The 23,258-nt window shown below is 58.0% G+C and carries 21 protein-coding genes and 1 tRNA gene; 16 read left to right on the top strand and 6 right to left on the bottom strand.

Annotated features, from left to right (window positions below; translation table 11 throughout):
• The first annotated feature begins 82 nt into the window (after window positions 1-82).
• Entirely contained in the window at window positions 83-337 is a 255-nt protein-coding gene (locus tag BM035_RS03510) for a GrxA family glutaredoxin (RefSeq protein WP_008176407.1), read from the top strand.
• Between the two features lie 87 nt (window positions 338-424).
• Here BM035_RS03510 and BM035_RS03505 read toward each other — a convergent pair whose 3' ends face one another.
• On the bottom strand, window positions 425-1,687 hold the full coding sequence (locus BM035_RS03505; protein ID WP_008176405.1) for a 6-phosphofructokinase: 1,263 nt from the start codon (window positions 1,685-1,687) through the stop codon (window positions 425-427).
• A 155-nt stretch (window positions 1,688-1,842) separates the two neighbouring features.
• Here BM035_RS03505 and mpl point away from each other — a divergent pair, with 155 nt between their 5' ends.
• The 5 genes from mpl to BM035_RS03480 all read left to right on the top strand — a co-directional run bounded on the left by mpl (window position 1,843) and on the right by BM035_RS03480 (window position 9,017).
• Window positions 1,843-3,237 (top strand): UDP-N-acetylmuramate:L-alanyl-gamma-D-glutamyl-meso-diaminopimelate ligase, encoded by a 1,395-nt coding sequence (gene mpl / locus BM035_RS03500; protein WP_092030329.1) that lies wholly within the window; start codon window positions 1,843-1,845, stop codon window positions 3,235-3,237.
• A gap of 46 nt (window positions 3,238-3,283) precedes the next feature.
• Complete coding sequence (locus BM035_RS03495; protein WP_014576138.1) at window positions 3,284-3,931, top strand: flavin prenyltransferase UbiX; 648 nt, start codon at window positions 3,284-3,286, stop codon at window positions 3,929-3,931.
• A gap of 122 nt (window positions 3,932-4,053) precedes the next feature.
• Window positions 4,054-5,193 (top strand): acyl-CoA dehydrogenase family protein, encoded by a 1,140-nt coding sequence (locus BM035_RS03490; protein WP_092030328.1) that lies wholly within the window; start codon window positions 4,054-4,056, stop codon window positions 5,191-5,193.
• Window positions 5,194-5,275: 82 nt separating this feature from the next.
• Window positions 5,276-7,018 carry a protein adenylyltransferase SelO gene (locus BM035_RS03485; RefSeq protein ID WP_092030326.1) on the top strand — a complete coding sequence of 581 codons (1,743 nt, stop codon included), beginning with the start codon at window positions 5,276-5,278 and terminating at the stop codon, window positions 7,016-7,018.
• A 115-nt stretch (window positions 7,019-7,133) separates the two neighbouring features.
• On the top strand, window positions 7,134-9,017 hold the full coding sequence (locus BM035_RS03480) for a hypothetical protein (protein WP_092030324.1): 1,884 nt from the start codon (window positions 7,134-7,136) through the stop codon (window positions 9,015-9,017).
• A gap of 128 nt (window positions 9,018-9,145) precedes the next feature.
• Here the strand turns inward: BM035_RS03480 and BM035_RS03475 are convergent.
• Window positions 9,146-9,232 (bottom strand) — tRNA-Leu (locus tag BM035_RS03475).
• Between the two features lie 251 nt (window positions 9,233-9,483).
• Between BM035_RS03475 and rnr the strand changes: the two genes are divergently transcribed.
• The 8 genes from rnr (at window position 9,484) to alr (ending at window position 17,805) form a co-directional block, all read left to right on the top strand.
• Window positions 9,484-12,060, top strand: a complete 2,577-nt coding sequence (gene rnr / locus BM035_RS03470) for a ribonuclease R (RefSeq protein ID WP_092030323.1) — start codon at window positions 9,484-9,486, stop codon at window positions 12,058-12,060.
• 15 nt (window positions 12,061-12,075) lie between these two features.
• Window positions 12,076-12,813: a 23S rRNA (guanosine(2251)-2'-O)-methyltransferase RlmB gene (gene rlmB / locus BM035_RS03465; protein WP_053114591.1), complete on the top strand. Its 738-nt coding sequence runs from the start codon at window positions 12,076-12,078 to the stop codon at window positions 12,811-12,813.
• 245 nt (window positions 12,814-13,058) lie between these two features.
• Complete coding sequence (gene rpsF / locus BM035_RS03460) at window positions 13,059-13,475, top strand: 30S ribosomal protein S6 (RefSeq protein ID WP_008176389.1); 417 nt, start codon at window positions 13,059-13,061, stop codon at window positions 13,473-13,475.
• A 25-nt stretch (window positions 13,476-13,500) separates the two neighbouring features.
• Entirely contained in the window at window positions 13,501-13,731 is a 231-nt protein-coding gene (gene rpsR / locus BM035_RS03455) for a 30S ribosomal protein S18 (RefSeq protein WP_007154918.1), read from the top strand.
• A gap of 26 nt (window positions 13,732-13,757) precedes the next feature.
• Window positions 13,758-14,624 (top strand): hypothetical protein, encoded by an 867-nt coding sequence (locus BM035_RS03450; RefSeq protein ID WP_008176381.1) that lies wholly within the window; start codon window positions 13,758-13,760, stop codon window positions 14,622-14,624.
• A gap of 20 nt (window positions 14,625-14,644) precedes the next feature.
• The gene (gene rplI / locus BM035_RS03445) at window positions 14,645-15,091 is read left to right on the top strand and encodes a 50S ribosomal protein L9 (protein WP_008176379.1); all 447 of its coding nucleotides are present in this window, start codon (window positions 14,645-14,647) and stop codon (window positions 15,089-15,091) included.
• A 231-nt stretch (window positions 15,092-15,322) separates the two neighbouring features.
• The gene (gene dnaB / locus BM035_RS03440; protein ID WP_041644976.1) at window positions 15,323-16,729 is read left to right on the top strand and encodes a replicative DNA helicase; all 1,407 of its coding nucleotides are present in this window, start codon (window positions 15,323-15,325) and stop codon (window positions 16,727-16,729) included.
• On the top strand, window positions 16,729-17,805 hold the full coding sequence (alr, locus tag BM035_RS03435; protein ID WP_092030321.1) for an alanine racemase: 1,077 nt from the start codon (window positions 16,729-16,731) through the stop codon (window positions 17,803-17,805). The genes dnaB and alr overlap by 1 nt, the downstream gene beginning before the upstream one ends.
• Window positions 17,806-17,822: 17 nt before the next feature.
• Here alr and BM035_RS03430 read toward each other — a convergent pair whose 3' ends face one another.
• Window positions 17,823-18,179, bottom strand: a complete 357-nt coding sequence (locus tag BM035_RS03430; protein ID WP_053114594.1) for a hypothetical protein — start codon at window positions 18,177-18,179, stop codon at window positions 17,823-17,825.
• A 149-nt stretch (window positions 18,180-18,328) separates the two neighbouring features.
• Here BM035_RS03430 and BM035_RS03425 point away from each other — a divergent pair, with 149 nt between their 5' ends.
• Complete coding sequence (locus tag BM035_RS03425) at window positions 18,329-19,207, top strand: SDR family oxidoreductase (RefSeq protein WP_008176370.1); 879 nt, start codon at window positions 18,329-18,331, stop codon at window positions 19,205-19,207.
• A 27-nt stretch (window positions 19,208-19,234) separates the two neighbouring features.
• Here BM035_RS03425 and fnr read toward each other — a convergent pair whose 3' ends face one another.
• The 3 genes from fnr to ylqF form a co-directional block, all read right to left on the bottom strand.
• Window positions 19,235-19,984 carry a fumarate/nitrate reduction transcriptional regulator Fnr gene (gene fnr, locus BM035_RS03420; RefSeq protein ID WP_014576153.1) on the bottom strand — a complete coding sequence of 250 codons (750 nt, stop codon included), beginning with the start codon at window positions 19,982-19,984 and terminating at the stop codon, window positions 19,235-19,237.
• Window positions 19,985-20,123: 139 nt separating this feature from the next.
• A complete protein-coding gene (gene fabB, locus BM035_RS03415; RefSeq protein WP_092030319.1) occupies window positions 20,124-21,332 on the bottom strand; it encodes a beta-ketoacyl-ACP synthase I in 1,209 nt (402 codons plus the stop codon).
• Window positions 21,333-21,453: 121 nt separating this feature from the next.
• Window positions 21,454-22,323, bottom strand: coding sequence for a ribosome biogenesis GTPase YlqF (ylqF, locus tag BM035_RS03410; RefSeq protein WP_092030318.1), 870 nt, complete (start codon window positions 22,321-22,323; stop codon window positions 21,454-21,456).
• Window positions 22,324-22,565: 242 nt separating this feature from the next.
• Here ylqF and BM035_RS03405 point away from each other — a divergent pair, with 242 nt between their 5' ends.
• Entirely contained in the window at window positions 22,566-23,030 is a 465-nt protein-coding gene (locus tag BM035_RS03405; RefSeq protein ID WP_227497878.1) for a Spy/CpxP family protein refolding chaperone, read from the top strand.
• The last annotated feature ends 228 nt before the right edge of the window (window positions 23,031-23,258 follow it).

The raw sequence follows: 23,258 nt of genomic DNA, 5'->3' as shown, positions 1-23,258 counted from the left end.
TAAATTAGCGTGCGCCGTGCCATCATTCAGCCATAGGATTTCAGTCCCGAAACATACAGCCAGAGACTTTAGGGAGGTGTTTATGGAGCAGGTCACGATTTATGGCCGCTCGAGTTGTGGTTTCTGCGTGCAGGCAAAGCGTCTGTGTGAGGCCAGGAACATTCCCTACGTCTGGGTCGATATGATCGAGAAGGGCATGAGCAAGCAGGATATCGCGGACAAGATTGGCCGGCCGGTTTATACCGTGCCGCAGATTCTGGTGGGCAACCAGTACGTGGGTGGGTTTGATCAGTTCTACGCCTACATGCGCGACCAGCAATCGGAGCTGGCCCGCTAACCATCTGCGTGTAGTGCCTGAACAATGAAAAAGCCTGACAGAGCTACTCTGTCAGGCTTTTTGCTTTCCGGTACGCTGTTCGTTCGGTTACAGCTGGAACTCGGTCTTCAGTTTCTTCTCGGTCAGCGTGTTCTGGAGTTTGGCAACACGCGGCAGGCCGTTATCGAATGGCGGGAAACTCTCACCGGCAATCAGAGGTTCCAGGTAGTCCCGGCAGTCCTGGGTGATACCAAAGCCATCGTCGGTGATGAAGTGGATCGGCATCTTTTTCTCCTGGTTTGCCACTTCGCTCAGCGGGGCCTCACCGATCTTCCAGACGTAAGGTTTGCCCTGTTCGCGGACGATCGTGGGCATCAGAGCCTGCTTGCCGTCGAGTGCCATTTCCACGGCGGCCTTGCCAACCGCATAGGCCTGCTCCACGTCGGTGGCGGAGGCAATGTGGCGGGCACTGCGCTGGAGGTAGTCGGCAACGGCCCAGTGGTATTTGTGGCCCAGGGCCTGCTTGACCATATTGGCCAGGGCCGGAGCAACACCGCCCAGCTGGGTGTGGCCAAACGCGTCCTTGGCTCCGGCGTCCGCCAGGAAGCGACCATCTTCGTACTGGGCACCTTCGGAGGCCACGACTACACAGTAGCCATACTCTTTCACGCAATGATCCACGCGCTCAAGGAACGCGTCGCGATTAAACGGGATTTCCGGGAACAGGATGACGTGGGGCGGTTCGCCCTCGCCCTGTCCTGCCAGGCCGCCGGATGCGGCAATCCAGCCGGCGTGGCGACCCATTACTTCCAGGATGAATACCTTGGTGGACGTTTCGCACATGGACTTGATGTCCAGGCTGGCTTCCAGGGTGGACGTGGCAATGTATTTGGCAACCGACCCGAAGCCCGGGCAGCAGTCGGTGAACGGCAGATCGTTGTCCACGGTCTTGGGCACGCCGATGCAGGTAATTGGGTAGCCCATCTTGTCGGCGATCTGGGAAACCTTGTAGGCGGTGTCCTGTGAATCCCCACCGCCGTTGTAGAAGAAGTAGCCAATGTCGTGGGCCCGGAACACCTCGATAAGGCGTTCGTACTCGCGCCGGTTCTCGGAAATGTTCTTGAGCTTGTGACGGCAGGAGCCGAAGGCGCCGCCCGGGGTATGAATCAGCGCCTGGATGGCATCGTCGCTCTCGAGGCTGGTATCAATCAGTTCTTCCTTCAGCGCCCCGATAATGCCGTTGCGTCCGGCAAACACCTTGCCGATTTTGTCCGGATGCTTGCGGGCGGTCTGGATGACGCCACAGGCACTGGCATTGATGACGGCGGTGACACCGCCGGACTGAGCGTAGAATGCATTCTTGATGGCCATCTCGGGCTGGAGCCTCCTGCTGGTTCGACAATGGCGCAGATGATACGCCAATCGACGGCAATTTTCATGAGCAGGATTGCGGATAGCGTGGCTCTTGACGGGGTGGGGCGGATACGGGAGGCTTGTCGGGTTTCAACTCAGAGGGCAGTTGCCGAATGCACATTCATATCCTGGGAATCTGTGGCACTTTCATGGGCAGCCTGGCCGTTCTGGCCCGGGAACTCGGCCATACGGTGACAGGCTCCGATCAGGGTGTTTATCCACCCATGAGCACCCAGCTGGAGGCTCAGGGTATCAGTCTGATGGAAGGGTTTAGCCCGGATCACCTGGAGCCGAAACCCGATCTGGTGCTCATCGGTAACGCCATGTCCCGCGGCAATCCGGAAGTCGAAGCGGTGCTCAACCGCAATATCGACTACATGTCCGGGCCCGAGTGGCTGAGCCGCGAGGTGCTCAGGCACCGTTGGGTCATGGCGGTAGCCGGTACCCACGGCAAGACCACAACCACGTCCATGCTGCTATGGATCCTGGATCAGGCCGGGTTTGAACCGGGATACCTGGTTGGCGGTGTTCCCCGGGACTTTCCCGTGTCGGCGCGTCTGGGCAACAGCGACTTTTTTGTAATCGAAGCAGACGAGTACGACAGCGCCTTTTTCGACAAGCGCTCCAAGTTCGTCCATTACCGCCCCCATACCCTGATCCTGAATAATCTGGAATTTGATCACGCCGATATCTTTGAAAACGTCGAGGCCATCGAGCGGCAGTTCCATCATCTGGTCCGGACCGTCCCTTCCCAGGGCCTGATTATCCGTCCCGCGGTGGATGGCCACCTGGACAATGCCCTGGCACTGGGCTGTTGGAGCCCGGTTCAGGACACCGCGATTGGCAGCGAGACCCCGCGCATGTCGGACTGGCGGGCCGAGCTGCTATCGGAGGATGGCAGCCGGTTTCTGGTGATTCACCACGAACAGCCGGTGGCAACGCTGAAGTGGGATCAGACCGGTCTTCATAACGTCCGCAATGCTCTTTCTGCCATTGCTGCCGCACGTCACGTGGGCGTCACCCCAGACCATGCGGTGGCCGCCCTGTGCCGGTTCTCCGGCGTCAAACGGCGGATGGAGTTGCTGGCGGACATAGACGGGGTGCGCGTATACGACGACTTTGCCCATCATCCCACCGCCATTGCCACCACACTTGAGGGCTTGCGCAACCAGGTGGGTGATGAACCTATCCTGGCATTGATTGAGCCGCGCTCGAACACCATGAAGCAGGGCGTCCACCAGCAGACACTGCTGCCCAGCGCGGAAATCGCGGACCGGGTTCTGTGGGCGAACCTGAATGACATGGAGTGGCTGCCCGAACTGATTGCCGGTTGGCAGGCGCTTAATGCCGGCTCCGATCGACACCGGGTGGAGGCTACAGTGGAAGATTTGCTGGCGCGCACCCTGGAAGATCTTCCCAGCCCCTGCCACATTGTGATCATGAGCAACGGCGGCTTTGGTGGTATTCACGGTAAACTTATTGCCGAGCTTGAGCGTATCCGTGGCTGATCCGGCGCAACCGGCGACTCCCCCTGACTGACAAGTGGCGATATTCATGACCAACGACCATAACCGGCCAACGACCGTTAACCTGGCCTTCACTGGCGCGTCCGGTGCCCAGTATGGCCTGCGCCTGTTGCAGTGCCTGGTCTCAGCAGGCTGCCGGGTGAATGTGATGGTCAGCCGGGCTGCGCAGGTGGTGATCGCCACGGAAACCGATCTGAAACTGCCGGGAACGCCGCCGGCGATGCAGGAAACATTGTCTGCCTACTCGGGCGCTGAACCGGGGCAGGTTCTGGTGTTTGGTCGGGAAGACTGGTTTGCACCGCCGGCTTCCGGCTCCGGGGAGAAAGCGCCACTGGTGGTCTGCCCCTGTAGTACCGGAACGCTCTCGGCCCTGGCGACCGGTGCCAGTAACAACCTGATTGAGCGGGCCGGAGATGTTGCGCTGAAAGAGCGTCGTACGCTCATTCTGGTCCCCAGGGAGGCACCTTTCTCCGAGGTGCATCTGGAGAATATGCTGAAACTGACCCGGATGGGTGCTGTCATCATGCCGGCGAGTCCCGGCTTCTACCACAAGCCCCAGTCGCTTGAGGATCTGGTGGATTTTATTGTTGCCCGGATCCTTGATCATCTGAACCTGCCCCAGGACCTGATGCCCCGATGGGGCGAAGCCCGGGCCGAGGACAAGCGCAAGGGCTGAGGCTGCTCTGAGCGATGGTTTTGGCCAGCCCGATTGATGCTTTTCATCATTGAGCAAACCGGGCTCCGGGCAGAGACTTGGTGAACGACAATCACAACACAGGTTATTCACCGAGGTTCACCATGATTCCACGCACTCTCTTCGACGCCGACCTTGAAGGCTTTCGCGATTCTGTCCGCAAGTTCCTGGAGCAAGAGGCAACGCCTTACCATGATCAGTGGGAGAAAGACGGCCAGGTTAGCCGCGAGCTCTGGCAGAAAGCCGGTGAGCTGGGCTTCCTTTGCCCATGCCTGCCGGAAGAGTTCGGCGGTGTTGGTGCGGATTTCCGGTACAGTGCGGTGTTGATCGAAGAGGTAGCCAGGGCCGGCTTGACGGGCATAGGCTGGGGCCTGCACTCTGACATTGTTGCACCTTACGTGCTCAACTACGGCTCCGATGAGCTGAAAAATCATTATCTGCCCAAACTGGCCAGCGGCGAAATGATTGGCGCCATTGCCATGACAGAGCCGGGTGCCGGCTCGGACCTGCAGGGCGTGAAAACGACGGCGGTGAAAAACGGCGATCATTACGTGCTGAAGGGTTCCAAGACCTTCATCACCAACGGCCAGCTTGCTGACGTGGTTATTGTTGTTGCCAAGACCGACCCCAAGGAAGGCGCCAAAGGCATCAGCCTGTTCATGGTGGAAACCGCGTGGGAAGGTTTCGAGAAGGGACAGAACCTGAACAAGGTGGGCATGAAGGCCCAGGACACCTCCGAGCTGTTCTTCCAGGATGTGAAAGTACCTGAGAAGAATCTGATCGGCCCGGGCGAAGGCCAGGGCTTTTTCCAGCTGATGCAGGAGCTGGCGGCCGAGCGCCTTCAGGTGGCCCTGGGTGCTGTTGCCGCAGCCGAAGCCGCCTGGCAGTGGACCCTGGATTACGTCAAGGAGCGCAACGCCTTCGGCAAGCCGGTGATTGCGTTTCAGAATACCCGCTTCAAGATGGCGGAAATGAAGGCGGAAATTACCGCTGCCCGGGTGTTCACTGATCGGTGCCTGGAGCTGCATCTGGACAAGAAGCTCGACATCCCCACCGCGGCGATGCTGAAGCAGCTCACCACAGACCTGCAGTGCAAAGTGATGGATGAGTGTGTTCAACTTCACGGCGGCTACGGCTACATGTGGGAATACCCGATCGCACGGGCCTGGGCGGACTCAAGGGTGCAGCGGATCTACGCCGGCACCAATGAAATCATGAAGGAAATCGTTGCCCGTTCATTCTGAACCCTCGCCACGGGGGCTGGTCATAAGGGCAAGTGAGGGCAGTGCTGGCACTGCCCGTTTCCTTTGATCAGGAGAGGCACAGATGAAACAGCCGTTGTCGCGAGAAACCGGTTTCGAGGTGACCAACCTCGAAGAACTTGCACCGATGGCCGATTATTCCCTGATGGATCATCTTACCCCTGATCCTGACGCCACGTCTGATGGTGTTGACCATCGGCCAAGGCAGGTCTTTTCGGGGCATTATGTGCCGGTCAGGCCCACGGCCATCGAAACCCCTGAATACGTTGCCCACAGTGAGGATTTGTTCCGCGAACTGGGCTTCGCCGACAGCCTGGCCCTGTCCGATGACTTTATCCGGATGTTCTCCGGCGACCTCTCGTTTGTACCGGAGCCGATGCGAAAAGTTGGCTGGGCCTCTGGCTACGCGCTTTCCATCTACGGCAACGAATACACCCAACAGTGCCCGTTTCAGACCGGCAACGGCTACGGCGACGGTCGTGCCATTTCGGTACTCGAAGCCGTTTTCAACGGTCGGCGCTGGGAAGTGCAGCTCAAGGGTGGCGGGCAGACCCCGTATTGTCGCGGTGGCGATGGCCGCGCCGTTCTGCGTTCCAGCGTTCGTGAATTCCTGGCGCAAGAGCACATGCACGCCCTGGGTGTGCCAACCTCGCGATCACTGAGCCTCTATGTCTCGAAAACGGAGCGGGTGCGACGTCCCTGGTACTCCGAGGGCTCACATTCCCGGGATCCCGACCAGCTCGTTTCGGAGCCGGTTGCCATTTCCACCCGCGTTGCGCCTTCCTTCATCCGGGTTGGCCAGCTTGAACTCTTTGGTCGCAGGGCCAGAAAACAAGAGCACCCTCGAGCGATCGAAGAGCTCGAACAGCTGGTGCTGCACCTGATTGATCGGGAGTACAGCGGGGTCATTGACCAGACGGTCGCAACTCCCACAAAAGTCGTCATGCTTGCACAGGCGTTCCGCGGCCGCCTTGCCTCGCTGGTCGCAAACTGGATCCGAGTCGGCTATTGCCAGGGCAATTTCAACAGCGACAACTGCGCCGCTGGCGGCTTCACACTGGACTACGGGCCTTTCGGCTTCTGCGAAGTGTTTGAGCCGTTTTATCAACCGTGGACCGGTGGCGGACAACACTTTGCCTTCCTTAATCAACCGGCGGCCGCTGAGCAGAACTTCAAGAGTTTCTGCTCGGCCCTCCGTCCACTGCTCAATGGCCATGAAGAGGAACTGGCTCAGCTCGATGAGATTCAGAAGGGTTTTTCGGAGGTGATGCAGGCGGAAATGGAACGGATGTGGTCAGCGAAACTGGGGCTGAAAGGTTTTGACGCCGAACTCTTCCGGGAGCTGGTGATGCTGATGACCCGCACCCCGGTGGATTACACCATCTTCTTTCGTGAGCTGTCCTCGGTACCCGACGATATTGAGCCACTAAAGCAGAGCTTTTACAGGTCACTGGATGAAGCAGGTGGAACTGATTCGGAAGGGCTTCTCAAGCGGTGGTCCGAATGGCTTGCCAAGTGGAAATGCCAGATTGGAATCGACGGAGCGGGCAACGGTTCCCGGCTCCAGGAGGAGCTCTCCCGGGACATGAAACTCGTGAACCCAAAATACACCATGCGCGAGTGGTTCGTGGTTCCGGCTTATCAGCAAGCTGCTGACGGTGATTATCTGCCACTGAGGGAACTGCAAAAAGTATTGAATCAACCCTATGACGAGCAATCGGATGGGGTTGAGCATCGCTACAACCGTCTGAAGCCTTTCGAGCTGTTCGATCTCGGCGGGTTTTCCCATTACAGCTGTTCGTCGTGAAGAGTGTCCCGTCTGGTTACCAAACTTTACAAATTGCCAAACCTATCAAGGTCTCCGATCACCACATCCCCTAAAGTAGCGGCACAACCTCTAACAAGGATAAACGGTTGCCGCGATGAAACGCCTGATAGGTTTCTCTGTGTCTGTTCTCTACCTCGCTCTGGCCGGTTGCGGCGAGGAATCCGATGAACTGCCCGTGGACGGGCGGGATTTTGATGGTGTGGAGTACAGTGAGCCGGCGCCCTATACCGGCAAGGTTATCGACGGATACCTGAACAACGCCCGGGTCTGGCTGGATATGGATGGCGACAGCCAGTTTACGCCGGGGCCCCTGGTCATCGAACTGGATAACGGGGCAGAAGCCACCCTTGCCTCCGGTGAGCCCACGGCAATGAGCGGTACCGGTGGCCGTTTCACAATCGACATCTCGGAGTTGGTTCTACCCCCTTCCGTGGGCCGGGACCTGGATCCCAGGGACTATCCGTTACATGCAGTCGCCCTGCCGGGTAAAACCCTCGAGGAAACACGCAACGGCGAGGTGCCGGTGGCCAGCGCCTATCTGATGTCGGCGCCTCCCGGTGTTCGCAATATCACGCCACTGACAACACTGGCCCGTTACCGGGGCGTTGTCGGGCTGGGTTCGTTCCTGGAAACGCCATCTGGCGTTGCTGCCAGCCTGGCGGACCTGAATCTGGTGCGGGATTACATTCTCGCCCAGGACGACCGCTCACACGCCTACGCCAGGGCATTGGCAAGATTCATGGCCAGTCAGATCCCCGAGGCCTACAACGACCTGCTGGCAGCAGAGAACAGTGACGGCACGGAGCGATTCCTGAGCAGGGAAGCGGCGTTTCTGCTGGGCGTTTCTCTGATTCAGAATGCCGCGGACGTTATTGCGGTGGTCGATACTGCTGCTCAGGGTGACTTTGCCAATGTCGATGCCGACGCCCTGACCCTGCCCGAAGTGGATGTGGAATTGAGCGATCCCGTGCTGCTCACCGGCCAGAAGGTATACGCCGAGCCTTCCAACCAGGACATCCTGCCTGCCAATCGTTCAGGCCTGCAGATCTCCGCCGAGCTGGCCTTCGATTACAGTGAGAGCGGGCGTCTGCTATCCGTCTCGGCGAATGGCTGTCTGTCACCGTCCATGCCGGAGTTGGCGCGCCTGATTGGTGTAAATGGTTATATGGCGAACCTGCACACCCAGTGGCTACCCTCTGCCGCACTGTCGGAGCAGAGCCGCTTGAATTTCGATGAAGACGGAACGGATGAACGTCTGATTTTCGACTGGGACAACCGCCGTGCCTATTTCGAAACCAGTACCACCTGCCATCAGTATCGCGGGATTTCAGCAGGCTCGACTGAACTCGGCGGTAACGCCGAGGTAACCTACAGCTGGACAAAGGACAGTGGTGAGCTGGCCGAGCTGGTTGCAGAGTATGGCACCGGCAAGACCCGCACGCTGGTTCCGGACATGGCGAATTCGTCTTCTGTATTTCCGGGTTATCGGCTTTCAGAGCAGGGCAGTGAGGTGGAGGCCGTTACGTTTGCGGTCGGCATCAGTAACTGTACCCCGCAAGAGGATGCCGTGGGCGCGAATCAGGTTGTCACTGGCGTTCAGCCTTACCAGTTTTCGGGCTACGACCCTCAGCCCGAGGGTTTTACCGATACCGTCCTGGAATTCGACCGCAGGGAGTTTTCTGGCCCGGAGCAACCGGATCTTCGACTGCTACGATACGGATTCCTTGATCCCGATCGTCTTGGGCTAGACAGGGTAAACGGGGATGGCAGTTTCGAGTGGGTGATGAATTACCCGACAGCAGGCGGGCCGGGCTTCGTTGCTGAACAACCGAATCTTATTCGTGATGCCTACCTGACACGATACAGTGCGGGCGGTGACTGTGGCCGCGAGTTCGAGGGCATTCCCAGCTCCGCGTATGCGCGGGTGGAGTATAGCTACCAGCGTTTGTCTGAGTATCTGGTTGAACTGCTGGAATAAGTACTATTGAGCCGGATTCTTTTCTGGCTGCAGGGAGCGCGTGCAAGGGAGTTACAGGAGTTGGCTGTGCTTCAAAGGGAATTTACATGTGGCCGTTTGGCCAATTTACCACTTCCTGAGGGAGGAAATGGTGCCGAGGAGAGGACTTGAACCTCCACGGGGTTGCCCCCACTAGCACCTGAAGCTAGCGTGTCTACCAATTTCACCACCTCGGCAGGTGATTTGCAGAACCTTAGCTTGTTGAAAACTAAACGTTTCTGCCAACGTTGAGGTGTGTGCCTCAACCGATGGCGCGTACTTTAATAATTCCGGCCTGGGCTGTCAAACATTTTTTCGCAAAAAGAATGGCAGGTATTTATGCCTATTCCGGGCAGGTTGATAGGCAGGACCTCCATCCCAACGTTATACTCGTTGCAAACGAATCTATACTGTGCCGCGTTGGTGCAGCCTCAGGACAAGGATCCGAATGGTTTCCAGGAAGAAAAACGACCGGGATCCTCACGCCAGCCGTGAGGCCCAAAAATACGATAATCCTATTCAAAGCCGGGAATTTATCCTCTCGCATCTCAAGGATCGCGGGGCTCCCGCAACACATGAAACATTGTGTTCCGAGCTTGGTCAGTCTTCGGAAGAGGGTATTGAAGCCCTTCGGCGGCGTTTGATCGCCATGTGCCGGGATGGACAACTGATCTGCAATCGCCGTGGCGCCTACCTGCCCATTGAAGAAGCGGATCTGGTTACCGGTCGCGTGATCGGACACAAGGATGGCTTCGGGTTTCTGGTGCCGGACGATGGCGGCTCCGACCTGTTTCTTACAGCCCGCCAGATGCGTCAGGTGTTTCACGGTGATCGAGTGGCTGCCCGGGTAGATCGGGTGGATGACCGCGGTCGACGTGAGGGTGTGATTGTCGAGGTTCTTGAATACCGGACCAGCCAGACAGTAGGGCGTTTTTTCCAGGAGAGCGGTATCAGCTTCGTGGTTCCGGAAAATGCGCGGATCAACCATGAGGTACTCATTCCCCAGGAAAATTGCGGCAACGCCCGTCATGGCCAGTACGTGGTGGTGGATATTGTTCGTCAGCCTACCGTACGCACCCAGCCATTGGGCAAGGTTGTTGAGGTGCTGGGAGAGCATATGGCGCCGGGAATGGAGATTGACGTTGCCATTCGTTCCTACGACATTCCCCATAGCTGGCCGCCCGCCGTGGGCGAGCAAACAGCCGCAATTCCGGAAGAAGTCACAGAAAAAGACAAGGTCAACCGGAAGGATATCCGCAATCTCAGGCTGGTAACGATCGACGACGAGACGGCACGGGATTTTGATGATGCCGTGTATTGCGAGCCAAGGGCCCGTGGTGGCTATCGTCTGTTGGTTGCAATTGCCGATGTTTCCCACTACGTCCGTCCAGGTACACCATTGGACGAAGAGGCGGTAAACCGCAGTACGTCGGTTTATTTCCCGGATCACGTTGTGCCAATGCTGCCGGAAAAGCTGTCCAACGGCCTGTGTTCGCTGAACCCGGGGGTCGACCGCCTCTGCATGGTGGCCGATATGACCATCAGCGCCGCTGGCAATATCAGCAGCTACAGTTTTTATCAAGCGGTCATGTTCAGTCATGCTCGGCTTACCTATAACAAGGTAAGCACCATGCTGGAGCACCCGGACACCGAACAGGGCTACAAGCTGTGTGAGCAATACGCCAACGTGCTCCCGCAGTTGCACAATCTTTATGGCCTCTACCAGTTGTTGCGTAAGGCCCGTACCGAGCGTGGTGCAATTGACTTCGAAACTACCGAAACCAAGATTGTGTTTGACGCCGATCGGAAGATAGAAGAGATCGTTCCGGTGCAGCGCAATGACGCCCACAAGATCATCGAGGAATGCATGCTGTGTGCGAACGTTGCCACAGCGCGATTCCTGAAAAAACACAAACTGCCGGCACTCTACCGGGTCCATGATGGCCCGTCAGAAGAGCGACTTAATGCAGTGCGGCTGTTCCTGGGTGAGCTGGGTCTGCAATTGGGGGGTGGCGATAGCCCCACGTCTGCGGACTATCAGGAGCTGCTGAACAGTATCAAGGATCGCTCGGATGCCAATGTGATCCAAACGGTTATGCTGCGTTCGCTCAGCCAGGCCGTCTACAGTCCGGAAGAGGGTGGCCATTTTGGCCTTGGCTATGCAGGCTATGCCCACTTTACGTCGCCGATCCGGCGTTATCCGGACCTCATTAATCACCGGGCCATCAAGTCGGTTATTCACGGCGGGCAGCCTTCCAAGGATGTGGTTCCGCCACCGAAGCCGGATCCCGAGCTTGCCGAATATCCTTACGATATGGCCCGGATGGAGCAGTTGGGTGAGCACACCTCGATGGCAGAGCGCCGTGCCGATGATGCCACCCGTGACGTCATGGCCTGGCTGAAGTGTGAGTACCTCAGTGATCATGTCGGTGAGGAGTACGACGGTGTCATTGCGTCCGTTGTGCCCTTCGGTTTCTTTGTGGAGCTTTCTGGCGTCTACATAGAGGGGCTGGTGCATGTGTCGACGCTCAGCGGTGACTTCTTCCATCACGATTCAGCCAAGCATCGCCTCATCGGTGAGCGCACGGCAATGAGCTTCCGGCTTGGTGATGAGGTCCGTGTGAAAGTCGTTCGGGTTGGAATGGAAGATCGCAAGATCGACCTGGAGCTGATCAGCGAGCCCGTGCATCGACAGGCAGATCGCGACGCGCTCAAGGTTCCAGATAAAGGCGAGCGAGGAAAGGGCAAGCGCGGCCCCGGCAAAGGTGGCAAGCCGCCCGGCAGAGCCAAGCCTGGCCAGAAGGGTGCATCATCCGGCGAGCCTGGCCTGAAGCGCCCGAGGAAACGCCCGGCGTCGGCGTCATCGAAGAAAAAGGGGCCTGAGGCCTTCGATGATAATGAAACGCCATCTGCCAGAGATGAGCTGGTTGCAAAGGCTGCGAAACTTGCCCTGAAAAAAGGCAAGAAGGGCAGTGGCGCTGGCAAAGACGACAAGAAAGCCAAGCCGCGAAAATCAGGCAAGTAACAGGAATCAAAACCAGTGTCCGGAGAGTTTGTGTTTGGCTGGCACGCGGTTGAGGCTGTCCTCAAGCGCGAGCCTGAGCGTCTTCAGCAGGTCTGGATCCAGACCGGCCGGCAGGATAAGCGGGTCAAGAGCATTACCGATACCCTGGACAGCCTTGGGGTGAAATGGAAGGTCGTGCACCGGAAGGAGCTTGATGAGCGGGTGTCCGGTGTACATCAGGGTGTTGTGGCGGCTGTCAGTGAAAGCCGGGAATGGACCGAAGATGATCTGCTGGCCCAGTTGGCCGCCAGTGACAAACCGCCGTTCCTGCTGGTACTTGATGGCGTAACCGATCCTCACAATCTTGGTGCCTGTATGCGCACCGCCGATGCTGTTGGTGTTCAGGCGGTTATCGTGCCCAAGGACAAGTCTGCGTCACTGACGCCGGTTGCCCGAAAGGTCGCCTGTGGGGCTGCCGAGACGGTGCCCTTTGTGCGGGTCACCAACCTTGCCCGCTTTCTGCGCAGTTTGCAGGATCAGGGTGTCTGGCTGATTGGCACCGCCGGTGAGGCGGACGCCACCCTTTACCAGGCTGATTTCAAGGGGCCGGTAGCGCTGGTGATGGGCGCCGAAGGCAAGGGTATGCGCCGGCTCACCCGCGAGCACTGCGATCAGCTGATCAATATCCCCATGCTCGGCCACGTAGACAGCCTCAACGTCTCTGTGGCTACGGGTGTTTGCCTATACGAAGCACTGCGCCAGCGGCTTGGTTAACCCTTGCACACAGGGCCTTCCCCGCCTAGAATACGTGACCCCTTTTTTAAGGGGTGGTTTTGTATTGCCTGATTGCAGGCAATACCGGGCCAAGCTTTTGATCAAGCCTTTCTTGTAAAGCCTTATTGATAAAGCAAAAAGAAACCGGCAGCAGCAGCTGTCAACTCCTTGCTTTCATGTTTGTCGGTCGCGGGTTCAACGCCGTGCCGGTAAAAAGGAAGCTGTTTAAACCGTAGGGAGAACTCATGCGTCACTACGAAATCGTTTTTATGGTACATCCGGATCAGAGCGAGCAGGTGCCCGCGATGATCGAGCGTTATACCGGCGTCATCACTGAAGATGGCGGCAAGGTACATCGCCTGGAAGATTGGGGCCGTCGTCACCTGGCATACCCGATCAACAAGATTCACAAGGCTCACTACGTACTGATGAACGTTGAATGTTCACAGGCCGCGATGGACGAGCTGACTCACAACTTCCGTTTCAACGATGCAATCATCCGCGACATGATCCTGCGCCGTGATGGTGCGGATACAGACCTGTCCCCGATGAAAGCTTCCGAGTCCCGTGAAGACCGTCGTGGCGGCGATGATCGCCCGCGTCGTTCAGCCGAATCTGACGAGCCACGTCAGCGTGCTGAAACCCAGGACGAAGAAGAGTAATTAACCGGAGTTGAGGAGTTAAGTTATGGCTCGTTTTTTCAGACGTCGTAAGTTCTGCCGCTTCACGGCAGAGGGTGTTAAGGAGATCGATTACAAAGATCTGGACACCCTGAAAGGCTACATCACTGAAACCGGCAAAATCGTGCCCAGCCGCATCACCGGCACCAAAGCACGTTATCAGCGTCAGCTGGCTACCGCTATCAAGCGTGCCCGCTACCTGGCACTGCTGCCGTACTCGGACAGCCACGATAACTAAGTAACAGAAACACAGGACTTGGGACCATGCGTGCACTTGCACAGTATGTAATGCGCGGTCCCTTCCAGGCCGGCGGGGTAGCAGCAGTCACGACTGCAGTGCCCTTGTTGTTCTGGATTGGCGCAGCCGTTGTCGGCCTGGTTATTCTCAGGCTTGGCATCAGCCAGGGGCTCAATATCGGGCTCTGGGCATTACTTCCGGCGCTTGGCTGGAGCATTTTCGGGCAGGACCCGACCGCTCTGGCTGTATTGCTCCAGGTGATGCTCATGGCGTCGCTGATCAGAACCACGCAGTCCTGGGAAAAAGCCCTGCTTGCGGGAAGTTTTCTCGCAATCGTCACAGGCCTGATGTTGCCTGTGGTCTACCCGGGCTTGCTGGATGATCTGGTCCAGGCCGGGGTGAGCTTTTACCAACAGTACAATGCCGAAATCGCGCAGAGTCTCGGCGATGACCTCGACAGGGTTATCCGCGACACGATGAACGCGAGTATGGCCGGCACCTACCTGGCAACGGGTGTGGGCATGACCATGCTGGCGCGGTCCTGGCAGGCGGGGCTTTATAACCCCGGTGGGTTCCGCAAGGAATTCCATAGCCTGCGGCTGTCGGCGCCGATTGCGGTGTTGTGTGCAGTGACCATGGTGGTTGGTCCGATCCTCGGGCTGAATTCCATGTTGCTTGCCTGGGCTGCGGGAACACCGCTGTTCCTGGCCAGCCTGGCACTGGTACACGGCGTTGTTGGTTTGAAAAAGCTCAGTGGGAACTGGTTGGCGATGTTTTATGTAGCGCTGATCCTTTTGGGCCCAAGCCTGATGATTCTGTTAGTGGTTCTGGCTTTTGTGGATAGCTGGCTGGATATCCGGAGGCGTATAAGCCCTGCCGGGCCGGCTGAATAAAGCACGAAGAGGTTAACGAGATGGAAGTTATTCTGCTCGAGAAAGTTGCAAACCTTGGCTCCCTGGGTGACAAGGTAAAGGTTAAGGCCGGTTACGGTCGTAATTTCCTGCTTCCTTATGGCAAGGCTGTACCTGCCACTGAAGCAAACCTGAAGGCGTTCGAAGAGCGTCGTGCCGAGCTTGAGAAAGCAGCTGCTGAGAAGCTGTCTGCTGCCCAGGCCCGCGCCGAGGCCCTCGAGGGTGCCGCTTTCACCATCAGCTCCAAGGCCGGTGAAGAAGGCAAGCTGTTCGGTTCTATCGGTGTGCGCGACATCGCTGACGCGATCACTGCCGGTGGTACCGAAGTAGAGAAGAGCGAAGTTCGTCTGCCGGAAGGCCCGATCCGGGTGACTGGCGAGTACGAGATTGAGCTTCAGCTGCACTCCGACGTTGAAGTAAGCGTCAAGCTGGCGGTTGTTGCCGAGTAAGCCGTTTTCTCTGGAAACGGTGCTGGGGTTGCCCCGGCTCTGGTAATACGCTGGTGGCCCCACTGCCTCTTTAGAGGCTGGTGCCGGCCAACCTGACAGGCCCGAACCGCATCTCGCGGCTTTCGGGTCTGTTGCTTTCTGGTATGCTGTTAAGACCCTGTAACCCCCTCCCATTGCTTCGGCAGGTCGCTTAAACTGTCGTGGTTATGATGTGCAACTGAAGATGTGTTCATGGCCAAGCCCAATCTGAAGCCCGCGAGTACCGATCTCGAAACCAGCCGGATCAAGGTTCCCCCTCATTCTGTCGAAGCAGAGCAGGCAGTCCTGGGCGGCCTGATGCTGGACAATCGCCGGTTTGACGAGATCTCCGAGGTGATTTCGGCCGCCGATTTTTACCGACAGGACCACCGGCTGATCTTTGGCGCTGTGGAGCGCCTTGCCAGTGAGAGTGAGCCGCTGGATGTGGTCACCCTCGCCGAATTCCTGGAGCGGGCCGGTGATATCGAAGATGCCGGTGGTTTGTCCTATCTGGCGGAATTGGCCGAGAAAACCCCGGGTGCAGCCAACATCCGTGCCTACGCCGATATCGTCCGGGAACGCTCCATTCTGCGCCAGCTGGTGGAGGTGTCCGGCAAGATTTCCGATTCGGCCTTTAATCCACTCGGGCGAAACAGCAATGAGATTCTGGATGAGGCTGAGCGCAGCGTTTTCCAGATTGCCGAAGCGCGGGTCAAGGAGGGTTCCGGGCCGCAGGCCATCAACCCCATTCTGGCCAAGACCCTGAGCCGGATTGAGGAACTGTTTGAGTCAGGTGAGCAGACCACCGGCCTGACCACCGGTTTCAAGGATCTGGATGAGCAGACCTCGGGCATGCAGCCTTCGGACCTGATCATCGTGGCGGGTCGCCCCTCCATGGGTAAGACGACCTTTGCGATGAATATTGTCGAGAATGCCCTGATCAGCACCGGCACGCCGGTTCTGGTGTTCAGTATGGAGATGCCGGCGGATGCCCTTGCCATGCGTATGCTCTCGTCGCTCGGGCGCATTGACCAGACCAAGGTTCGCGGCGGCAAGCTGGAAGAAGACGACTGGCCCCGGCTGACCTCGGCGGTGAGCCTTCTGAAAGACAAGCCGCTTTATATCGACGATACGCCGGGCCTGAGCCCTACCGAGATGCGTTCCCGGGCGCGCCGTATTGCCCGGGAAAACGACGGCAAGATTGGCCTGATCATGGTCGACTACCTGCAGCTTATGCGGGTGCCCGGCAACACCGAGGGTCGGACCGCTGAGATCTCGGAAATTTCCCGGTCACTGAAGGGTATCGCCAAAGAGTTGAGTTGCCCGGTGGTGGCCCTGTCCCAGCTTAACCGGAGCCTTGAGCAGCGGCCCAACAAGCGCCCGGTGAACTCGGATTTGCGGGAATCCGGCGCCATCGAGCAGGACGCCGACGTCATCATGTTTGTGTACCGGGATGAAGTCTACAACGAGGACACCCCGGACAAGGGCATTGCCGAGATCATTATTGGTAAGCAGCGGAACGGCCCCATTGGCACCATCCGACTTGCGTTTATCGGCAAGTACACGAAATTCGAAGATCTGGCCCACGGTGATTACAGCGACTACGGCGGGGAGTATTGATGCCCCGCAGTACGATTGCCCGGATTGATCTGGGCGCCTTGCGCCGGAACTTCCAGACTGCCCAGCGGCGGGCAGGCGGGGGCAGGGTGATGGCCGTGGTGAAAGCCGATGGCTATGGCCACGGTATCGGGCCGGTGGCTTCGGCGCTGGATAGCCTGGCGCCGAAATACGCAGTGGCTTGCCTGGAAGAGGCGCGTGCCATTCGGGAAACAGGTCTGATACAGCCGGTCGTCCTGCTGCAGGGTGTCCATGCTGAAGCCGATATCGATGAATGCGCCCGGAATGGCTTTGAGCCGGTGTTCCACAGTTTCCAGCAACTGGCGTGGCTGGAGCGCCTGGAGAATTGGCCCGCTTTCTGGCTGAAAGTGAATAGCGGTATGAACCGTCTCGGCTTTCATCCGGACGAGCTGGCCGGGGTAATGAGCCGGTTACAGGCCATGAGCGCTGATACAGAGCTACTGGGGTTCGTCACGCACTTTGCGTGCGCCGACGATCCCGACAGCGCAATGACGGCGCAGCAGACTGCGGTGTTTGAAAAGGCCACGTCTTCTTTTCCGGATTTAATGAAGAGCGTTGCCAATTCGGCCGCCCATTTTCGACCGGGCCAGCCGATGTTTGACTGGAGCCGCCCCGGAATCATGTTGTATGGCGGCTCACCAATGGTGGGCACGACCGGTCCCGAACTTGGCCTGGAGCCGGTAATGTCGCTTGAGGCCCCCTTGATCAGCACCCGCTTGGTGCCGGCGGGCGAGTCCGTTGGCTATGGGGCTGGCTGGGTTGCCGATCGGGACACCCGGATGGGCATGGTCGCGATCGGTTACGGTGATGGCTACCCCCGGCATGCCGGCACCAATACGCCTGCGGCGATCAACGGCCAGCGGATCAGACTGATTGGCCGGGTATCCATGGACATGCTGGCGGTGGACCTCACCAATGCACCCGATGCGAAGGAGGGTGACAGCGTTGAACTCTGGGGTCGCACCGTGGGGGTCGATGAGGTAGCCGCCTGTGCCGGCACTATCTCCTACGAGTTGATGACCGGCATCACCGGGCGGGTACCGCGGCAATACCGGTAGCGCTGTGGCGCGCTTTTTCAACCTGGTTCCGGTTCGTGAATGATTTCCTCGATAAAGTCGAGAATGGCAGCGAGGCTGCGGTCGTCCAGCTTTTTGAGCACCTTGTGCACGACCATCTTGCTGCCCTTGAGCATGCTGCTGATGCCCATTTTGGCCATGCCCATCATCATGCTGCTGGCATGCAGGCGGCGAAGCGGCTCCAGGAAAAAGAAGTCCAGACCTTCTTCGGTCATGTCCACAATCAGGTTGAAGAGCTTGTCGATGGCTTCCTTGTCGGCCTTGCCGCGTTCGCGCAGTTCGCCGACGGTATACAGGGCCCGGGTTCGCAACTCATCAGGGATCGGCGCCACAATGTGGCTCTGTTGTTTCAGCATGACAGTTCCTGTTGTTGTATGCTCTTGAAAGAAATAGCAAAGCATTAAATTCAGACTGCATCAGTGTAGGCGCCGGAATCCAGAAGCCATTGGCCAAACCGGTTCCGAAATAACGTCACATCAGTGATATCGGGAGGCATTGAATCCTCGTGCATGTACTTGTTGTTCACGATTACGGCCCTTTGGGGAAGGTTTTGCTGGAGCGCTTGCGGGCAACGCACCTGCACGTCAGCCCTTTGCTTGTCAGCGATCCCTCCAACGCCGATCTTGATGCACTGGAGAACTGGATTCCCGAAGATACCGACCTGATCGTAAATGCTCTCTGGATGGCCGATCCGGAGGTCGCCGAGAATGATCCTGAGGGGGTCCATATGGCGGCATTCTCGCTACCAGTGGCCATGGCCGAGTTTGCACGTGATCGTGGTATGGCGCTGCTCCAGCTGTCCTCCTGCTACGTGTTCGATGGCCGGAAGCAAAGCGGGTACATCACTTCCAATCCAGGGCAGCCGGTGAATGAGCTGGGTAACTGGCAATGGGAGTGCGAGCAGGCCCTGCGGACCCTGTTGCCTCGGCATATTATCCTGCGGACCGGCTGGAGCCTGGCACGGTTCATCCGGAAGGTGCAGGCCAGTACGGCTGCCGGTGAAATACTGTCACTACCCGGACGATGCCGGGGGCAACCCGTATCGGTCCGTGATCTGGCCCGGGTAATCGAGGCTGTGGTTCTGCAACTTGATTGCGGGGCCGAGGTCTGGGGCACCTATCAGTACGCCGGTGCCGAGGAAATCAATCTGTACGAGCTGGGCCTGGCGATTGCCGGGCTGCCCGGGATTCCCGAAGGGATCCGGGTGGTGGACGAGGTGCCCGAGTGGGGCCACCTTGAGCCGGTCAATACCACGCTGATCTGCACCAAGATCCGCAATACCTTCGGCATCAAGCAGATGCCCTGGCGCTCCGGCCTGGTGGATGAGCTGACGATGCTGAAAAAGAATAACGGCAGGGAAGTGGAGAGTGAGCCCGCCGGCTAGTAGCAACGGCGGGCAAAACGCAGTTTCTCAGTTATTGCACTGGCGGGAGAATTCCCGGCTGACCATTTGCAGGGCTTCGATATCCAGAAGTTCGACTTCCCGGCCCCGGGCCTTGATGATGCCCTGATTCTGAAAGCGCGTGAATACCCGGCTTACCGTTTCAACGGCGAGGCCCAGGAAGTTTGCGATGTCGTTCCGAGCCATGGGCAGACTGAAGTTGGTCGGCGACATACGGCGGCGCTGGAATCGGCTGGACAGCGACAAGAGCAGTGCAGCAATGCGCTCTTCAGCGGTGTTCTTGCTCAGCAGCATGGCCAGTTGATGGCTGTTCTGGATCTCCTGGCTCATCAGGTGATACATGTGGTGCTGCAACTCGGGCAGTTTGCCGGTCAGCTCCTCCAGTTTCTCCATCGGGAACTCACACACGCTGGTCCGTTCCAGAGCCTTGGCGGTGCACGCATAATGTTCACTGCCAATACTGTCCAGGCCTACCAGCTCTCCGGGCATGAAAAAGCCCGTCACCTGTTCCTCGCCATTCTCGGTAATGATCGACGTCTTTATGGAGCCGCTTTTTACCGCAAAACAGGAGCGGTAGGGCGTGCTCTGGTCGAAGATGTGTTCACCACGGTTGAAGATCCGCCCCTGCTGGACAATGTCTTCCAGCCGGTCGAGGTCATTCTCTTCAATTGCCAGGGGCAGGCACAGGTTGCTCAGACTGCACTGGTGGCAGGACGCCTTGAGGGGAGATGCCTGACGAAACGGAATTGCTTGAGCCATACGTGATAATCCGTCCGATTTGATCCATGTCAACTATGTACCTTAATACGGATGGCCGTCTTTGCCAATAATCAAGCTGGATGATCTTAGAATATATTTTTAAAAAATAAGGGCCCGCAGGCCCTTATGCATCGCGGTTTCAGAGCTTCTCGAATACCAGGGACGCGTTGGTTCCGCCGAATCCGAAACTGTTGGACATCACGGTGTTCAGCGAGGCTTCCCGACCTTCAGGGCCTACAATAGGAATATCGCTGATTTTCTCGTCCGGATTGTTCAGGTTCTTGGTGCCGGCAATGAACCCGTTCTGCAGCATCAGCAGCGAGTAGATGGCCTCCTGAACACCCGCAGCGCCGAGCGAATGACCAGAGAGTGATTTGGTTGAGGAAATGGCCGGGATGTCGGAACCGAAGGTGGCCCGCACCGCGCCCATCTCGGCAACGTCGCCAACCGGTGTGCTGGTGCCGTGGGCATTGATGTAGTCAATCTTGCCCCGGATAGTGGCCATCGCCTGCTTCATGCAGCGTTGGGCACCTTCGCCGGAAGGCGCGACCATGTCATAGCCGTCCGAGGTGGCGCCGTAGCCGGTCAGCTCGGCAATGATGTTGGCACCGCGTTTCTTCGCGTGTTCCAGTTCTTCCAGCACCATCATGCCGCCACCGCCGGCAATCACGAAACCGTCACGGCCGGCATCGAAGGGGCGGGAAGCCGTTTCAGGGGCATCGTTGTATTTGGTGGACAACGCTCCCATGGCATCGAACATCATGGTCAAGCTCCAGTCCTCTTCCTCACCGCCGCCGGCGAACACGATGTCCTGCTTGCCAGCCTGGATCTGCTCCATGGCGTGGCCGATGCAGTGGGCGCTGGTGGCACAGGCCGAAGACATGGAGTAGTTCACGCCACGGATCTTGTAGGCGGTGGCGAGGCAGGCGGACACTGTGCTGGTCATGATGCGGGGGACCATATAGGGCCCGATGCGCTTCACGCCTTTCTCGCGCATGATGTCGGTGGCTTCTACCTGGCTCGAGCAGGATGCGCCGCCGGAGCCGGCAATCAGGCCGGTGCGGTCGTTGGAGATCAGGTCTTCGGTGAGCCCCGCCTGCGCGATGGCCTGCTCCATGGACAGAAAACTGTACATGGCGGACGGACCCATGAACCGGCGGATTTTGCGGTCGATAACGGATGTGTCCACATCCACCGAGCCTGCAATCTGGCTCCGGAAGCCCATTTCCTTGTAGGTTTCGTTGAAGCGGATGCCTGATTTTCCATCCTTCAGGCTCTGGGTGACCTCGTCCAGTGAGTTTCCGAGGCAGGACACAATGCCCATGCCGGTGACGACGACGCGTCTCATAAGTTCCTCCTTACCGACCGGCCGAAATGGCCGATCCTGCGATCAATAACATTATTTGACAGTCTAGGCGCTTTGGCCCGGATACGATATTTGACCTTGGTAAGGGGAGCTCAGGAGGCGCTCAGTCTGCCGCCTCCTCGGCGGCCCGGGCTTCGCGTTCGACCATTTCCGGGGTTTCCAGGGAAATGCGTCCCAGCTTGCCCGACCGGAATTCGTTGAGAAGTACCTCCGAGACCTTGTGCAGGTCCGGAACGCCGCCCCGCCCGAAAAATCGGCGTTTCGCGGCAATGCCATCCATCAGCGCCAGGGCATCTTTCGGTAGTTCCGCGAAGCCGTAGCGGGTCCTGACCAAGTCCGGGTAGGCTTCCAGCAGGTACTCGGCCTCGAACATGGCCACATCCTCAAAATCCAGCACCGCGCTTCGAATCGCTCCGGTAACCGCCAGACGGTAACCACAGGCTTCGGGCGACAGTTTCGGCCAGAGGAAGCCAGGGGTATCGTAGAGCAGAATATTGTTGGGCAACTTGATAGCCTGCTGGGCCCTGGTTACTGCCGGTTCGTTCCCGGTTTTGGCCGCTGGTCGTCCCGCCAGTGTGTTGATCAGGGTGGACTTGCCGACGTTTGGAATGCCCAGGATCATCACCCGCAATGCACTCTTCTGGCGATCGTGACCGGGCGTCATCTCTTCCGCCAGCTTGAGGATGGACAGTGCTTCATTGCGCTGGTTGTGGGTAAGCGTGATGGCGCGTACCCCACGTTCTTTCTCGAGCCAGGCTAACCACTGCTCGGTAATTTCTGGATCCGCCAGGTCGCGCTTGTTCAATACCTTGATCAGTGGCGTATCACCACGAAGGGCCGGCACGAGCGGGTTTTCGCTACTGAAAGGAATACGCGCGTCAACCACTTCGATGATGAGATCCATCTGCGGCATGACTTTTTTGATCTCCTTGCGGGCCTTGTGCATATGCCCTGGAAACCAGTTAATGGCCATCTTGTCTGCTCCGGATGTGGTTAAACGGCGCCATTATGAAGGGGAATGACCAAACTTTCACATTTGTTTGAATCCGCGCGTGTGGCGGCTTTTGGCGCGGGATACTGAGAAGTATGTACAAAAAGAGGGCTGATCGGGGTGAAAAACCGTATCCGTATGTTTTAGGGTGTAGTCCCTGAACGATGAAACCAATGTATGTCGGTGGTATTCAGATTGTGGCCACCCTGTTAACGGAGACGTTTATGAAGCTTGTAAAACTGTTCGGTACTGCCCTGGTAGCCCTTAGCCTCTCGGTTCCGGCCGTGGCCCAGCAATCCGGTGGCCAGCCGGATCAGGTTGATCAACTGGCACAGATGGTGGGGCTGACCGATGACCAGCAAACTGAAATCCGTGCCATCATCGACGAGATGCAGGGCGAAATCGGCGAACTCCGCCAGGAAGCCCGTGCACTGCAGCAGCAGATGCAGGGTGAGATCAAATCAGACTTTGATGAATCCGCTATCCGCGAGCAGGCCAAAGAACTGGGTGATGTGACCGGCGAGATCGCTGCTCTGTCCACTCTGATGCAGGCGAAGGTCGACAGCGTTTTTACCCAGGAGCAGCGCGACGAGCTGGATAAGCGTATGCAGCAGATGCAACAGCAAATGCAGCAGCGTCGTCAGATGCAACAACAGATGCAGCAGGGGCAAGGTCAGGGCATGCAGTGATCCTGCTTTCCCTTTAGCTGGGTTGGAGAAGGGCCGCATCTTTTGGTGTGGCCCTTTTTTTGTGCCCCTAGCCTGCTGGTTTTGGGGGAGGAACAGGGGTGTGGCGCCCTCCCAAAAACCGCTACGAGCACATCCATGTGCGCTTGTCTGTGGCCATCCCTGGCCACAGACATTTTTGGGAGGGCGCCACACCCCTGTTCTTCGAACGATTCAGTCATCGCTCACTGC

Origin of the sequence: Marinobacter sp. DSM 26671, assembly GCF_900112835.1 — a bacterium.
Lineage (GTDB): Bacteria > Pseudomonadota > Gammaproteobacteria > Pseudomonadales > Oleiphilaceae > Marinobacter > Marinobacter flavimaris.
The sequence above is the reverse complement of the archived record's forward strand: the minus strand, read 5'-3'. Positions and strand labels throughout refer to the sequence as shown.